This is a genomic window from Burkholderia stagnalis (assembly GCF_902830275.1).
Lineage (GTDB): Bacteria > Pseudomonadota > Gammaproteobacteria > Burkholderiales > Burkholderiaceae > Burkholderia > Burkholderia stagnalis.
Genome location: NZ_CADESW010000020.1, coordinates 67,990 through 82,177 on the forward strand (window position 1 = coordinate 67,990; position 14,188 = coordinate 82,177).

The 14,188-nt window shown below is 68.2% G+C and carries 12 protein-coding genes; 5 read left to right on the forward strand and 7 right to left on the reverse strand.

All coding sequences use genetic code 11. The features are described 5' to 3' along the window. Positions 1 to 14: 14 nt before the first annotated feature. Positions 15 to 2,735, reverse strand: a complete 2,721-nt coding sequence (gene mdeB, locus HWY45_RS28050; protein WP_059883586.1) for an alpha-ketoglutarate dehydrogenase — start codon at positions 2,733 to 2,735, stop codon at positions 15 to 17. A 151-nt stretch (positions 2,736 to 2,886) separates the two neighbouring features. On the opposite strand from mdeB, the gene HWY45_RS28055 reads away from it, so the two are divergent. After that, positions 2,887 to 3,414 carry an Lrp/AsnC family transcriptional regulator gene (locus tag HWY45_RS28055; RefSeq protein WP_059883584.1) on the forward strand — a complete coding sequence of 176 codons (528 nt, stop codon included), beginning with the start codon at positions 2,887 to 2,889 and terminating at the stop codon, positions 3,412 to 3,414. A gap of 2 nt (positions 3,415 to 3,416) precedes the next feature. Further along, complete coding sequence (locus tag HWY45_RS28060) at positions 3,417 to 3,890, forward strand: GNAT family N-acetyltransferase (RefSeq protein ID WP_230943204.1); 474 nt, start codon at positions 3,417 to 3,419, stop codon at positions 3,888 to 3,890. Between the two features lie 18 nt (positions 3,891 to 3,908). Here the strand turns inward: HWY45_RS28060 and blaOXA are convergent, their stop codons facing one another. Then, a complete protein-coding gene (gene blaOXA / locus HWY45_RS28065) occupies positions 3,909 to 4,721 on the reverse strand; it encodes an OXA-1043 family class D beta-lactamase (RefSeq protein ID WP_059883580.1) in 813 nt (270 codons plus the stop codon). A 235-nt stretch (positions 4,722 to 4,956) separates the two neighbouring features. Then, positions 4,957 to 6,108 carry a porin gene (locus tag HWY45_RS28070; protein WP_059883578.1) on the reverse strand — a complete coding sequence of 384 codons (1,152 nt, stop codon included), beginning with the start codon at positions 6,106 to 6,108 and terminating at the stop codon, positions 4,957 to 4,959. Positions 6,109 to 6,489: 381 nt separating this feature from the next. On the opposite strand from HWY45_RS28070, the gene HWY45_RS28075 reads away from it, so the two are divergent. The 3 genes from HWY45_RS28075 to HWY45_RS28085 are packed head-to-tail and all read left to right on the forward strand — an operon-like array spanning position 6,490 to position 9,344. Next, entirely contained in the window at positions 6,490 to 7,512 is a 1,023-nt protein-coding gene (locus HWY45_RS28075) for an ABC transporter substrate-binding protein (protein ID WP_230942502.1), read from the forward strand. Between the two features lie 42 nt (positions 7,513 to 7,554). Continuing rightward, positions 7,555 to 8,508 carry an ABC transporter permease gene (locus HWY45_RS28080; protein WP_059883575.1) on the forward strand — a complete coding sequence of 318 codons (954 nt, stop codon included), beginning with the start codon at positions 7,555 to 7,557 and terminating at the stop codon, positions 8,506 to 8,508. 14 nt (positions 8,509 to 8,522) lie between these two features. Beyond that, positions 8,523 to 9,344, forward strand: a complete 822-nt coding sequence (locus HWY45_RS28085) for a quaternary amine ABC transporter ATP-binding protein (protein ID WP_059883573.1) — start codon at positions 8,523 to 8,525, stop codon at positions 9,342 to 9,344. A gap of 114 nt (positions 9,345 to 9,458) precedes the next feature. Here HWY45_RS28085 and HWY45_RS28090 read toward each other — a convergent pair whose 3' ends face one another. From HWY45_RS28090 to HWY45_RS28105, 4 genes are all read right to left on the reverse strand, one after another. After that, complete coding sequence (locus HWY45_RS28090; RefSeq protein ID WP_059883571.1) at positions 9,459 to 9,824, reverse strand: class I SAM-dependent methyltransferase; 366 nt, start codon at positions 9,822 to 9,824, stop codon at positions 9,459 to 9,461. A gap of 116 nt (positions 9,825 to 9,940) precedes the next feature. After that, positions 9,941 to 11,620, reverse strand: a complete 1,680-nt coding sequence (locus tag HWY45_RS28095) for a GMC family oxidoreductase (protein WP_059883566.1) — start codon at positions 11,618 to 11,620, stop codon at positions 9,941 to 9,943. 16 nt (positions 11,621 to 11,636) lie between these two features. After that, the gene (locus tag HWY45_RS28100) at positions 11,637 to 12,854 is read right to left on the reverse strand and encodes a mandelate racemase/muconate lactonizing enzyme family protein (RefSeq protein ID WP_059883564.1); all 1,218 of its coding nucleotides are present in this window, start codon (positions 12,852 to 12,854) and stop codon (positions 11,637 to 11,639) included. Next, positions 12,851 to 14,173 (reverse strand): MFS transporter, encoded by a 1,323-nt coding sequence (locus tag HWY45_RS28105; RefSeq protein WP_230946863.1) that lies wholly within the window; start codon positions 14,171 to 14,173, stop codon positions 12,851 to 12,853. The genes HWY45_RS28100 and HWY45_RS28105 overlap by 4 nt, the downstream gene beginning before the upstream one ends. Positions 14,174 to 14,188 lie beyond the last annotated feature (15 nt).

Here is a 14,188-nt window from a genome sequence, read left to right on the forward strand (position 1 = left end):
CGGCAGCGCGATGCTCAACGCTGCCAGGGCGCGTCGCCCGGCGGCGCGGCCTGCAGGTAGCGTTCGCGCGCGGCGCGCACGATGCCGGCGTCGATCTCGCGCTCGTCCGCAAGCGCCTTCAGCGCGGCGATCACGATGCTCGCGCGATCCACCTCGAAGAACGACCGCAGCGCCTGCCGCGTGTCGCTGCGCCCGAAGCCATCGGTGCCGAGCGTCACGTAGCGGCGCGGCACGTACGCGCGGATCAGCTCGGGCACCGCGCGCACGTAGTCGGTCGCGGCGATCACCGGGCCGCGCGACGCGGCGAGTGCCTCCGTCACATAGGGCATGACGTCCGCGTCGCCGAGCCGCGATTGCCGTTCGGCGTCCATCCCGTCGCGCTGCAGTTCGGAGAAGCTCGTGACGCTCCACACCGCCGCGTCGATTCCCCAGTCGTCCTGCAGCATCCGCTGCGCGGCGAGCACCTCGCCGAGAATCGCGCCCGCGCCGAGCAACTGCACGCGCGCGCTTGCCAGCCTGTCCGGCGCCAGCGGATAGATGCCCTTCAGAATCCCTTCGCGCAACGCCTGAGGATCGCCTGCGGGCGCTGACGGCTGCGCATAGTTCTCGTTCGTCACCGTCACGTAATAGAACACGTCGCGCTGCTGCTCGACCATCTCGCGCATGCCGGCGTCGACGATCGTCGCGACCTCGTACGCGAACGCCGGATCGTACGCGCGGCAGTTCGGGATCGTCGACGCGGCGAGATGGCTGCTGCCGTCCTGGTGCTGCAGCCCTTCGCCGCCGAGCGTCGTGCGGCCCGACGTCGCGCCGACGAGAAAGCCGCGCGCACGCTGGTCGGCGGCGGCCCAGATCAGGTCGCCGATGCGCTGGAAGCCGAACATCGAGTAGTAGATGTAGAACGGCAGCATCGGCAGGTCGTGCACGCTGTACGCCGTCGCCGCGGCGATCCACGACGAGATCGCGCCGGCCTCCGAAATCCCTTCCTCGAGAATCTGGCCGCGCGTGTCCTCGCGGTAGTACAGCATCGAGCCGAGGTCTTCCGGCTCGTAGCGCTGCCCGAGCGGCGAATAGATGCCGACCTGCCGGAACAGGTTGGCCATGCCGAACGTGCGCGCCTCGTCCGCGACGATCGGCACGACCCGCTCGCCGATCGCCTTGTCCTTCAGCAGCGCGGCGAGGATGCGCACGAGCGCCATCGTCGTCGACATCTCGCGGCCCGCCGCATCCAGCGCGAACGCCCCCCAGGCCGGCAACGAAGGGACGGTCAGCCCCTTCGTCGCCGCTCTCCGCCTTCTGGGCAGACAGCCTCCCAGGGCAGCCCGGCGTGCATGCAGGTAGCGCATCTCCGGGCTGTCTTCCGCTGGTTTGTAAAACGTGAGCCGCTCGACGTCGTCGTCCGACAGCGGCAGCCGGAAACGGTCGCGGAACCCCTTCAGGTCGTCCACGTCGAGCTTCTTCTGCTGATGGGTCGTCATCCGACCCTGGCCGGCCGTGCCCATCCCGTAGCCCTTCATCGTTTTCGCGAGGATCACCGTCGGCTGGCCGCGGTGCGCGAGCGCGCGCGCATACGCGGCGTGCAGCTTGCGCGCGTCGTGGCCGCCGCGGCGCAGGCGGTCGATCTCGGCATCGGTGAGTTGCGCGGCCAGCGCTTCGAGCGCCGGATCCCGGCTGAAGAAGCGCGCGCGGTTGTACGCGCCGTCGTTCGCGGAGAAGGTCTGGAACTGGCCGTCCACCGTATCCGCGAACGCGCGGGCCAGTGCGCCGGCGTGATCGCGCGCGAACAGCGGATCCCAGTCGGAGCCCCACAGCACCTTGATCACGTTCCAGCCGGCGCCCGCGAACAGCGCCTCGAGCTCGTCGATCACGCGGCCGTTGCCGCGCACCGGGCCGTCGAGCCGCTGCAGGTTGCAGTTGATCACGAACACCAGGTTGTCGAGCCCCTCGCGCGCGGCGAGCGACAGCGCGCCGAGCGATTCGGGCTCGTCCATCTCGCCGTCGCCGAAGAAGCCCCACACCGTGCGGCCGGCCGTGTTCGCGAGGCCGCGATGCTGCAGGTAGCGCATGAAGCGCGCCTGGTAGATCGCGTTGATCGGGCCGATGCCCATCGAGCCGGTCGGGAACTGCCAGAAATCCGGCATCAGCCACGGGTGCGGATACGAGCACAGGCCGGGCCCGGCGATTTCGCGGCGGTAGTGCTTCAGGTGGTCTTCGCTCAGGAAGCCTTCGAGATACGCGCGCGCATAGACGCCCGGCGACGAATGCGGCTGGAAGTAGACGAGGTCGCCGCCCGCGCCTGCTCCGCCCGCCGGCGCGGCCGCGCGGAAGAAATGGTTGAAGCCGACCTCGAACAGGTCGGACGCCGACGCATAGCTGGCGATATGGCCGCCGAGCTCGCCGTATGCGCGGTTCGCGCGCACGACCATCGCGAGCGCGTTCCAGCGCAGCGCGGCGGACAGCCGGTCCTCGAGTTCGAGGTCGCCCGGATAGGGCGGCTGCTCGGCGACCGGGATCGTGTTCACGTAGCGCGTGACGGGCGTGCGCACGGCCGCGAGCCCGTTGGCCCGCGCGTGCTCGGCGAGCCGGTCGAGCAGGTATTGCGCGCGCTCCCGGCCGACGTGCGCGACGACCGCATCGAGCGCGTCGAGCCACTCGCCGGTTTCCTCGGGGTCGGCGTCGGCGTGCAGGCTGCCGGCGCGCTTCGTTGCGTCGATACCGCTCGATAAATCCGTCATCGCTGGTCTCCGGCGCGCCGCGGGAGGGGCGCGCATCCACGGAGTGATGCTACGCGCCAGTCCGCAAAATATGCGTCTGAATTCATTGGGAATTTGCGCCGGGATAGTGTAAATATTCCGGTTGTATCCACGATTCCGGAAAATTTTCACCATGAGCTCGAATCCCCGGCGGCTCGACCGCATCGACATCGGCATCCTGAACCAGCTTCAGCAGAACGCGCGGATCACGAACGCGGAGCTCGCGCGCGCGGTGAAGCTGTCGGCCACGCCGTGCTTCAACCGCGTGCGCGCGCTGGAGAAACTCGGGCTGTTCCGGCAGCAGGTGACGCTGCTCGACCCCGAGCCGCTCGGCTTGCGCATCAACGTGTTCATCCAGGTGAGCCTCGAGAAGCAGGTCGAGGACGCGCTGCAGCGTTTCGAGGAAGCGATCTCGCAGCGGCCCGAGGTGATGGAGTGCTATTTGATGTCGGGCGACGCCGACTACCTGCTGCGCGTCGTGATGCCCGACATGCGCACGCTCGAACGCTTCATCATCGATCGGCTGACGACGATTCCGGGCGTGTCGAACATCCGCTCGAGCTTCGCGCTGAAGCAGGTGCGCTACAAGACGGCGCTGCCGCTGCCGGCGGCGGGGCTGACGCTCGTCGATCCGGACGAGGCGGCGTCGGACTGGAGCTGAGCGTGGCGACCGTCTCACCCACCCCGCATCACAACATGGACATGTTGATTCGCGCTTATCGGCATACCGACCTGCACACCCTGTCGGCCATCTGGTTCGACGCGTCGATGCTCGCGCATCCGTTTCTCGGCGAGGCGCGCTTGCGACGGCAGCGCGCGCTCGTCGAGGACGTCTATCTGCCCGGCGCGGAAACCTGGGTCGCCTGCCTGGGTGACGAGCCGGCCGGTTTCATCGGCCTGCTCGACGGATCGATCGGCGGCCTGTTCGTGGCCCCGGCGATGCAGGGCCGCGGCATCGGCCGCGCGCTGGTCGCGCATGCGCTGGCGCTCAAGGGCGTGCTCGAACTGGAGGTGTACGCGGACAACCGCGCCGCCCGCGCGTTCTATGAACGGCTCGGTTTCGAGGAGATCTCGCGGCGCGCGGAGGATGACGACGGCGCGCCGTTCGCGAATATCCGGATGCGGTCGGCAGGCTGACATTGCGCGGGCCGGCGCTCATCGCGGCTGCGCGGCATCGGCGAGCGCGGGCAGCGCGTCGAGGAACGCGTCGCGCGAGCGCATGCCGGCGTTCGGGCGCAGCGGCGTCTCGTCCTGGATCAGGTTCGCGAACACCAGCGTGCGCGGCCCCTTCGTCGCCCAGCCGACGAACCAGCCGTACGCGTGCGCCGCGTCGTATTGCACGCCGGGCGAGCCGGTGCCCGTCTTGCCGTGCACGGTCCAGCCGCCCGGCTGCGCGTCGATGCGCGTGAGGCGCGCCGTCATGTCGTACGCATGCGCGCTGACCGGCAGCGTCCGGTTGACGATCCGGCGCATGAACGCGACCTGTTCGCGCGGCGAGATCCGCAGCGACCCGTTGGCCCACGCGCCCGTCACGCCGTTCAGTTCGCCCGGCTGGCTCGTGACGTCGGCGTTGCCGTAGCCGAACGCGGTCGTGTACTGCTGGAAGCGCGCCTGGCCGAGCGCCTGCGCGACCTGCTGCGAATACCAGAAGATCGAGAGCCGCATCCAGCGGGCCGGGTCGGTCGGCTCGCGCCACGCGGCGCCGCCCCAGTCGGGATAGCCGTCGCGATAGTCGAGCGTCGGCGTGTGCTCGTCCTTCAGGAACCCCGCGTCGTAGCCCATCAGGCTGATTGCCACCTTGAACGTCGACGCGGACGTCACGCGGGTGGCGCAGTCGCCTTGCTCGACGAGGACCTGGCCGGTGGCGGCATCGGCGACGAGGGTGCAGAGAGGTTTGGCGTGGGCGGCGGAGACGGCGAGTGCGCCCGCCGCCAGGGCGAACAGCGTGCGTTGCAACGGGTTCGGCATGAGGTCCTCGGAAAGGGGATTCGTTGTTCGTTTTTGGATCAGGCTCATGGCGGCGGCCCCGTGCTGGGTGCCGCCCGCGACATTGTAGGGGCGGTGTGGCATGTCGTCGTTGCCGAAACCGTACTGCGCCCGCCCATGAAAAAGCCCGCCGCGCATGCTGGCGCATGCGGGCGGGCGAAGACACCCGGGCAGACCGACGGGAGACGGGTGTCGCGTGGAACCTGGGAGAGACGCGTCAGAACTTGTGGCGCAGCGCGACGCGCACAGCCACCTGGTTCGCGGTCGACGACGGCGCGTCCGTGCCGGGGATGAACGCCTGGTCGAGGATCGAGTTCGTCTTGTCGCCGGCGATGTGCTGATACGCGGCCTGCACGTAGACGTCGGTGCGCTTCGACAGGTTGTAGTCGGCCATCACGCCGAACGAGTGGATCTTCGGCTTCGCGTCGCCGGCTGACGACGCATACTTCTCGAGCGACAGCACGTACTGCGCGCCGACCATGAACGCCGGCGTGACCTGATACGCGCCGTTCACCTCGAAGTTCTGGTACTTGATCGCGCTGACCGTCGTGCCCGGCGCGATGATCGCGCCCGGCGTGCCGAGGTAGCCGTTGCCGGTCGGGTTCTTGTAGTCCGACTTCGTGTACGCGAAGCCGACGGTCGCGGGCCCGAACGTATAGTTGATGCCCGCGCCGAACACGCGCATGCGCTCGGCGATGTAGCTCGCGTCGTTCGCGGTGATCGCGCCGGCCGAGCCGTTGCCCGGGTGGTTCGCCTGCAGGTAGGCCGCGCCGACCAGCAGGCCGCCGTTCTGGTATTGCGCGCCGACGCTGTACGCGCGGTTGTCCGCGAAGTTCGTGCTGTTGCTGAAGCTGTATGCGCCGCCGAACCGGAAGCCCGCGATGTCCGGGCTCGCGTACTTCACCGTGTTGTCGAGCCGGAACGAGTTGTCGGTGTTGTCGTTGTCGAACGGATGCGCGAGCAGGTAGCCGCCCCAGTTGCCGTTCGCGGTGGTCGGCGCCAGATAGTCGACCACCGAATCGTATTGCCGGCCGAACGTCAGCGTGCCGTACTGCGCCTGGCTCAGGCCGACGTAGGCCTGGCGGCCGAACATCCGGCCGCCCTGGTTCAGGCGGCCCGTGTTGACGTCGAAGCCGTTCTCGAGCTGGAAGATCGCCTTCAGGCCGCCGCCCAGATCCTCGTTCCCCTTCAGGCCCCAGCGGCTGCCCTGCGCATAGCCGCTCGCCATCTCGTAGACGTGGCCGGTGCCGACGTTGTTCGTGTAGTTGAGGCCTTCGTCGATCACGCCGTACAGCGTGACGCTGCTTTGGGCGAACACGGGCGACGCGAAGGCGGCCATCACGGCGAGCGCCGTCAGTTTCGTTTTCATTTGCTGAGATCTCCGGGGTTTCCAGCTTGTGTCGGTAGTCGTGAACGCACCCCGAGAGGCGCGCCCCATCATCCGGAGCGATGCAGGGCCGCCGCGCGCGGCGTGCGATCGCGTCTCCTCCGATGACTGCACGCATTCTTCCCAACCGGGTACGGAACCAAAAGCGAGTAATTCCGATGGATGGAATCGGCATCGCCAATAGGGCGGCGCGCAGGGCGGGAATCGATTGGCACAGCCGATCGCAATGATCGGAATTACTCGCTTCCCCAAACAATTTGGCGATCGAAACATGCAACCTGGCCGCAGATGCACGCCGCTGCGCAGGATGGCGCGGCGCACAAACGACATTACTGGAGACGACCCATCATGCAGATTCGACGAATGAAGACAGTCCTTCTCGCCGCCGCGGCGATCCTGTCGGCGCCCGCGGCCCATGCGGCGGCCGGCGCGTGCGGGGACGGCAAGACGGTTCATTTCGCGGGCATCACGTGGGAAAGCGGCGCGTTCGCGACCGAGGTGCTGCGCCAGATCATCGAGAAGGGCTACGGCTGCAAGACCGACGTCGTGCCGGGCAGCACCGCGGCGACCGAAACCGCGCTGGCGCGCAACGACCTGCAGATCTGGGCCGAACAGTGGACGGGCCGCAGCGAGATCACCGCGAAGGCCGTGGCATCGGGCGCGGTGAAGCTGATCGGCGACACGCTGCCGGGCGGCACCACGGAAGGCTGGTTCGTGCCCGAATACGTGGTCAAGGGCGATCCTGCCCGCCACATCAAGCCGGTCGCGCCGGGGCTCGCGTCGGTCGACGACCTGCCGAAGTTCAAGCAGGTGTTCGCGGACGAGGAGGAGCCCGACAAGGGCCGCTTCCTGAACTGCCCGACGGGCTGGGACTGCGAGCGCGTGAACACGCGCCTGCTGCGCGTGCTGAAGCTCGACCAGTCCTATACGAACTTCCACCCGGGCACGGGGGCGGCGCTCGACGCGGCGATCGCGTCCGCGTACCAGCGCGGCGCGCCGATCGTGTTCTATTACTGGGGCCCGGCCGCGCTGATGGCGAAGTACAAGCTGGTCGCGCTGAAGATGCCGGCCTATGACGAAGCGTGCTGGAAGACGCTGCGCGACGAGAGCAGCACGCGCCAGTGCGCGTCGTCGTACAGCGTGTCGCGGCTGACGGTCGGCGTGTCGAAGCCGTTCGCCGACGCGAACCCCGACCTCGTCGCGGTGTTCGAGAAGGTGCGCTTCCCGATGGCGTTCCTGAACCAGACGATCCTCGACATGACGACGAAGAAGGCCGACGGCGCGGCGATGGCGACGCAGTTCCTGCGCACGCATCCGGAGATGTGGAAGCAGTGGGTGCCGAACGACGTCGCGCAGAAGATCGCCGGCAGCCTGAAGGGCGCATAAGGCATTGATGCGCGCGCCCTCGCGGCGCAACGGAGATCGGAAATGAACGGCTTCTTCCTGCACCTGTCGATCGCCGACTGGGTCAACGGCGTCCTCGAGACGTTCGTGACGCAGTACGGCGACAGCTTTCATCATTTCAGCGCGCTGATGCTGCGCTACCTGCTCGTGCCGCTCGAGGGCGCGCTGCGCGCGACGCCGCCGTGGCTGATGCTGCTCGCGGTGGGCGCGATCGCATGGAACGCGACGCGCCGCGCGAGCCTCGGCGCGCTCTTCATGCTGCTGCTCTACGCGATCGGCTGCTTCGGCCTGTGGGACAAGCTGATGCAGACGCTCGCGCTGATGCTCGTCGCGACGGTGCTGTCGGTCGCGCTCGGCGTGCCGGCCGGCATCCTCGCGTCGCGCAGCCCGTGGCTGCGCCGCATGCTGCTGCCGGTGCTCGACGTGATGCAGACGCTGCCGAGCTTCGTCTACCTGATCCCGGTGCTGATGCTGTTCGGCCTCGGCAAGGTGCCGGCGATCCTCGCGACGATCATCTACGCGCTGCCGCCGCTGATCCGCCTGACCGATCTCGGGATCCGCCAGGTCGACGCGGACGTGACGGAAGCCGCGCGCGCGTTCGGTACGACGCGCTGGCAGCTGCTCGTCAACGTGCAGCTGCCGCTCGCGCGGCCGAGCATCATGGCGGGCATCAACCAGACGACGATGATGGCGCTGTCGATGGTCGTGATCGCATCGATGATCGGCTCGCGCGGGCTCGGCGAGGACGTGCTCGCGGGCATCCAGACGATGGACGTCGGCAAGGGCACGCAGGCCGGCGTCGCGATCGTGATCCTCGCGATCGTCATCGACCGGATCAGCCAGGGCTTCGGCCAGGAACGGCGCGCGCGCCGCAGGCTCGCGCAGCAGCGCCGCCAGAAGGGCGCGTCGCGCGTGCCGTACCGGCCGGCGGCGTCCGGCGCCGACACCAACCCGCCGGCGGAATCGTCGCGCGCATAACACGGGAGGCAGACATGGCGACCATCGACGTCAAGCACGTCTACAAACTGTTCGGCCCGCACACCACGCATGCGCGCGTGCTCGACCTGCTGCGCAGCGGCCGGCGCAAGGCCGACGTGCTGGCCGAAACGGGCTGCAACGTCGGGCTCAACGACGTGAGCCTCAGCATCGGCTCGGGCGAGATCTTCGTGATCATGGGGCTGTCCGGCTCGGGCAAGTCGACGCTCGTGCGGCACTTCAACCGGCTGATCGAGCCGACCGCCGGCGAGATCGTGATCGACGGCAGCGACGTGATCGGGCTCGACCCGCAGGGGCTGCGCGAACTGCGCCGCTACAAGGTCAGCATGGTGTTCCAGAACTTCGGGCTGCTGCCGCACCAGACCGTGCTCGACAACGCCGCGTATGCGCTGCGCACGCGCGGCGAGAAGCGCCACGACGCGCTCGATGCCGCGCGCAACTGGCTGTCGAAGGTCGGGCTCGACGGCTATGCCGATCACTACCCGGACGAGCTGTCGGGCGGCATGCGGCAGCGCGTCGGCCTGGCGCGCGCGCTGGCGGCGGATACCGACGTGCTGCTGATGGACGAGGCGTTTTCCGCGCTCGATCCGCTGATCCGCACGGAGATGCAGGACCAGTTGCTGCAGTTGCAGGCGACGCTGAACAAGACGATCGTGTTCATCACGCACGACCTCGACGAGGCGCTGCGGATCGGCAACAAGATCGCGATCCTGCGCGACGGTACGCTCGTGCAGGTCGGGACGCCGGACGATATTCTGTCGCGGCCGGCGGACGATTATGTGAGAAGGTTCGTGGAGAAGCGCACTGCCGCGAACTGAGCCGGGGAACCGAGCCGGAAGCAGGAACGACGGCACGCCGCGATGCGCGGCGTGCCGTTTTGCATCGAGCAGCGCAGGGCGGACGGCGTTTCTGCTGGAACGGGCCGCCGCGCGTTACTTCGCGCCGAGCACGCAGGCAAGCGGATGCGACGGCACGCCGTTGCGATGCAGGGCAACCGGCGAGAAACCCGCTTCGGTCATCGCCCGCGCCAGTTGTTCGGGCCGGAATGCACCGTAGGGCGAGCGCCCGATGTCGCGGACGGTGATCGCCACGCGGCCGCCGCGCTGGACGACGCGGTGCAGCTTGCCCCAGGCCGCGCACGGGGTGCGCCAGAAGTAGATGCAGTTGATCGAGAACGCGTTGTCGAGTGCATCGTCCGCAAACGGCAGTCCATCGACGGGCTGAGGCCGCGCGGCAGCCCGGGTTGTCCGAGATGTGCCGCCATTCGATTCCTCCCTCGATTTGCGTGCAAGCTGCACGCCGCTGTCCAGACGGCCAGAAGAGGATCCAAATTGACACGCCGGGCGGCGGAATTTCGCGCCCGTTTATCGAGCTGTCGCGCCGGCGCGGCTTGCGCCGGCGCGAGTCGACCGTATTACGGCGCGACGGTTGCGCGTTCGTGCGTTCGCACGTCAGCCCTCAGGTCAGCGGTCTCGCCGCGCGACGCATCCGCCAGAATCAAATCCGCGCCTTTCTCCGCGACCATCATCGTCGGCGCATTGATGTTGCCCGACGTGATGTTCGGGAACACCGACGCATCGACGATCCGCAATCCCTGCAGCCCATGCACGCGCAGCGCCGCATCGACCACCGACGTGCGCGCATCCGGCCCCATCGCGCACGAGCCGCACAGGTGATAGATCGAACCCGACTGCTCGCGGAAATACTGCAGCAGCGCGTCGTCGGATGCGACCTGCGGCCCCGGCGAGATTTCCTCGACCGTCATCGCCCGCAGCGCCGGCGCACGCATCAGCGCGCGGATCAGCTTGCTGCCTTGCACGGCCTCGTCGAGATCCTTCTGCGTCGTCAGCGCGTTGATATGGATATTCGCGGCATCTTCCGCGCGATTCGACGCGATCTCGATCGCGCCGCGGCTCGTCGGCCGGCACGGGTTGAACGCGATCAGGAAGCCCGAATACGGTTCGGGCTTGATGCTCGCGTGCGCACTCTTCGGGATCCGGTACGACAGCGGGTTGAAGTAGAGCTGGAGGTTCGGTTCGTGCGCGTCGGCCGCGCCGCGAAAGAAGCCGCCCGCCTGGTTCACGCTCATCGCGAGCGGGCCGCGCTTCGTCAGCAGGTAGCGCAGCCCGATCTTCAGCTTGCCGAACAGCGTGCCCATCTCGTCGTTGAGCGTCGGCCGGTTCGCCTTGAAGTAGAAGCTCACGCACAGGTGATCCTGCAGGTTGCGGCCGACGGCCGGCAGCGCGTGCACGAGCGGCACCCGGCGCCGCGCGAGCAGCGCCGGATCGCCGACGCCCGACAGTTGCAGCAGCTTCGGCGTATCGACCGCGCCGGCCGCGAGGATCACTTCCCGCGCGGCGTCGATCGTTTCGTCGCCGTGCGGGCCCGCGACGACGACGCCCGTCGCGCGCGCGCCGTCGAACGTCACGCGCCGCACGAGCACGCCCGAGCGCAGCGTGAGGTTCTTGCGGCCCAGCGCCGGCCGCAGGTACGCGAAGCTGCTCGAACAGCGTTCGCCGTTTTTCGTGTTCAGGTCGTAGATGCCCGCGCCTTCGAACTGCGCGCCGTTGAAATCGTCGCTGCGCGGCAGGTTCAGCTCGTCGCAGCCCTTCAGGAACGTGTGGACGATCGGATGCACGTCGGCCTTCATCGACGTGATGTGGATCGGCCCGCTGGTGCCGTGATGGTGCGGATCGGTCGCGCCGGCCGCGTGCGTCTCGAGCTTGCGGAAATACGGCAGCACGTCGTCGTACGCCCAGCCCGGATTGCCGGCGGCGGCCCAGTCGTCATAGTCGCTGCGCTGGCCGCGCACGTAGACCATCGCGTTGATCGAGCCCGAGCCGCCGACCACCTTGCCGCGCGGGCAATACAGCGTGCGGCCGGCGAGCTGCGCTTCGGGCGCGCTGTAGTACATCCAGTTGTAGCGGCGGTTGTAGTAGGTCTTCGTGAAGCCGACCGGCACCTTGAACCAGAACGAGGCGTCGCGCTCGCCCGCTTCGAGCAGCAGCACCGAATGCCGGCCCGACTCGCTCAGGCGGTTCGCGAGGATGCAGCCGGCCGAGCCCGCGCCGACGATGATGTAGTCGTAGGTCATGTCGTGTCCTTCGCCGTCAGCCCTTCGCGGGCGCGAGATCCTTCACGTCGGCGGGCTGCGCGCCCATCTGCAGGTGCAGCCGCTCGCCGGTGTACGGCGTGTGGCGCTTCACGACGTCCATGTCCAGCTCGATGCCGAGCCCCGGCTCGGTGGACGGGACGATGTAGCCGTCTTCCCAGCGGATCGGCGTCTTCACGACTTCCGCGTGGAAGCCGCCCCACGTCATGATGCTTTCCTGGATCAGGAAGTTCGGCGTGCAGGTCGCGAGCTGGATGCTCGCGGCCGCGCCCACCGGCCCGTTGTACAGGTGCGGCGCGATCTGCGCGTAGTGCACTTCGGCGAGGCTCGCGATCTTCTTCGCTTCGAGCAGGCCGCCGACGCGCGCGACATTCAGTTGCAGGATCGATGCGCCGCCCGCCTGCAGCAGCTTGTGGAATTCGTACTTGGTCGTCAGGCGCTCGCCGGCCGCGACCGGAATCGACGTGTGCTGCGCGACTTGCGCCATCGCGTCTTCCTGCCCGGGCGGCACGGGCTCCTCGAACCACAGCGGGTCGTACTTCTCGAGCCGCTTCGCGAGCCGGATCGCCGACGACGGCACCATCTGCCCGTGCGTGCCGAACAGCAGGTCGGCCTTGCTGCCGACCGCTTCGCGCACCTTGCGGCAGAACGTCTCGCAGCGGTCCAGTACTTCGAGCGAAAGCTGATGGCCCGAGTAGGCCGTGTACGGGCCGGCCGGGTCGAACTTGACGGCCGTGAAGCCGAGCTTCACGTTCTCGGCCGCGCATTCGGCGGCGAGATCGGGGTCGTCGTAGTCGTATTCGCCTTGCGAATTCTTCGGATACAGGTACGTGTACGAGCGCAGGCGTTCGTGCACGCGGCCGCCGAGCAGTTCGTACACGGGTTTGCCGGCTGCCTTGCCGACGATGTCCCAGCACGCCATCTCCAGCCCGCTGACGACGCCCATCATCGTCAGGTCGGGGCGCTGCGTGAAGCCGCTCGAATACGCCTGCCGGAACAGCCGCTCGACGTGGTGCGGGTCGTGGTTCAACAGGTAGCGCTCGAACACGTCGCCGATGATCGGGCCCATCGCCTTCGGGTGGAACGTGGCGGAATAGATCTCGCCGACGCCTTCGATGCCGTCGTCGGTTTTCAGCTTCACGAAGATCCAGTACATCCCGCCGATGTGCGGCGGCGGCACGGCGACGATGTGGGTTTCGAGCGAGACGATCTTCATGCGGACTCCTGTGTGCGGTTCAAGCGTTGTTTGAGAATCGCGGCCGCGCCCGCGCCGCAGAGCGCGATCGCCGCGATATAGCCGAAATAGAGCTGGTAGCCGTGCGCGCCGGGGTAGGCCTGCGTCACGTAGCCGTTGATCAGCGGCACGAACACGTCGGGCGAGTAGCCGATCACCGAGATCAGGCCGATCGCGAGGCCCGCGCAATGCGGCGGTACGTTGCAGTCGTCGAGCAGCGACCAGTACAGGCCGCGCACCGCGTAAGTCAGGATGCCGATGAACAGCACGAGCACGACGAGCAGCGCCTGCGGGCTGTGCGGCGGCGCGGCGATCAGCCCGACGAGCGACAACGCCGCGAGCACGAGTGCCCAGAACAGCACGCGGACCTTCGACACGCGGTCGCCGAGATAGCCGCCGCCGATCCCGCCGATCGGGCGCATCCACAGCTTGAGCGTCGTGATGAAGCCGGCCGCCGTCGCGCTGAGCCCGAAGTTGCCTTCGTGCAGATAGGCCGAGAAGCTGTAGGTCGCCCAGAACACCTGGTAGCCGCAGAACACGATCGCCGCGACGAGCCACAGCTCGGGAATCGCCGCGAGCGTCCTCAGGTCGGCCAGCACGTTGCCGCGCGGCCGTGCCGCCGCTGCCGCGCGCGGGGCTTCGCCCGCAGAGTCCTTCACGAGCGCGAGCAGCACGCCGAGCGCGATGCAGGTGAACGCATACAGGTGCACGACGCGTATGAAGCCGGCCGCGTCGGTGCCGCCGCGCGTCTGCGTCACGTACGCGAACAGCGTGATCGCGACCGTCGCGAGCAACGCCTCGACGAGGCCGCGGCCGCCGTCGAGCAGGCCGAAGAAGCGGCCCTGTTCGTCCGGGCCGGCGATCGCGTTCACGCGCTTGATCACGGCCGCCCAGAACGTGAGGCCGGTCGTGAGCCCCCAGCCGCCGAAGATCAGCACGAGCGTGGGGAACGACGGCCCGGTCGCGTACACGAGCCCGAGCACGCCGGTGGCGATCAGCGAGAAGCAGATCAGCCGGCGCGGCGACAGGCGGTCCGCGAGCCAGCCGCTCGGCAGGTAGCTGACGAGAAAGATCGTGCCGAGCGACGAATACAGGTAGCCGAGCTGCACGTCGTCGATGCGGAAGAACTGCAGCATCGTCGGCTGGTAGACCTGCCGCAGGTACAGCATCGGGTAGATCGCGCCGGCGGCGATCACGAGCAGCAGCAGTTGCAGGTAGCGCTGCGCGCGTGAATCGCGCACGGCGTGCGCGTCGGCGGGCAAGGCATGCGGCGACGCGTGCGTCGACGGTTGGGTCGGCATGATGTCTTCCTCCAT

Bases quoted from the DNA above. Each gene is read 5' to 3' on its own strand.
- mdeB (WP_059883586.1), bottom strand. From the start codon at position 2,735: ATGACGGATTTATCGAGCGGTATCGACGCAACGAAGCGCGCCGGCAGC.
- HWY45_RS28055 (WP_059883584.1), top strand. From the start codon at position 2,887: ATGAGCTCGAATCCCCGGCGGCTCGACCGCATCGACATCGGCATCCTG.
- blaOXA (WP_059883580.1), bottom strand. From the start codon at position 4,721: ATGCCGAACCCGTTGCAACGCACGCTGTTCGCCCTGGCGGCGGGCGCA.
- HWY45_RS28070 (WP_059883578.1), bottom strand. From the start codon at position 6,108: ATGAAAACGAAACTGACGGCGCTCGCCGTGATGGCCGCCTTCGCGTCG.
- HWY45_RS28075 (WP_230942502.1), top strand. From the start codon at position 6,490: ATGAAGACAGTCCTTCTCGCCGCCGCGGCGATCCTGTCGGCGCCCGCG.
- HWY45_RS28080 (WP_059883575.1), top strand. From the start codon at position 7,555: ATGAACGGCTTCTTCCTGCACCTGTCGATCGCCGACTGGGTCAACGGC.
- HWY45_RS28085 (WP_059883573.1), top strand. From the start codon at position 8,523: ATGGCGACCATCGACGTCAAGCACGTCTACAAACTGTTCGGCCCGCAC.
- HWY45_RS28095 (WP_059883566.1), bottom strand. From the start codon at position 11,620: ATGACCTACGACTACATCATCGTCGGCGCGGGCTCGGCCGGCTGCATC.
- HWY45_RS28100 (WP_059883564.1), bottom strand. From the start codon at position 12,854: ATGAAGATCGTCTCGCTCGAAACCCACATCGTCGCCGTGCCGCCGCCG.
- HWY45_RS28105 (WP_230946863.1), bottom strand. From the start codon at position 14,173: ATGCCGACCCAACCGTCGACGCACGCGTCGCCGCATGCCTTGCCCGCC.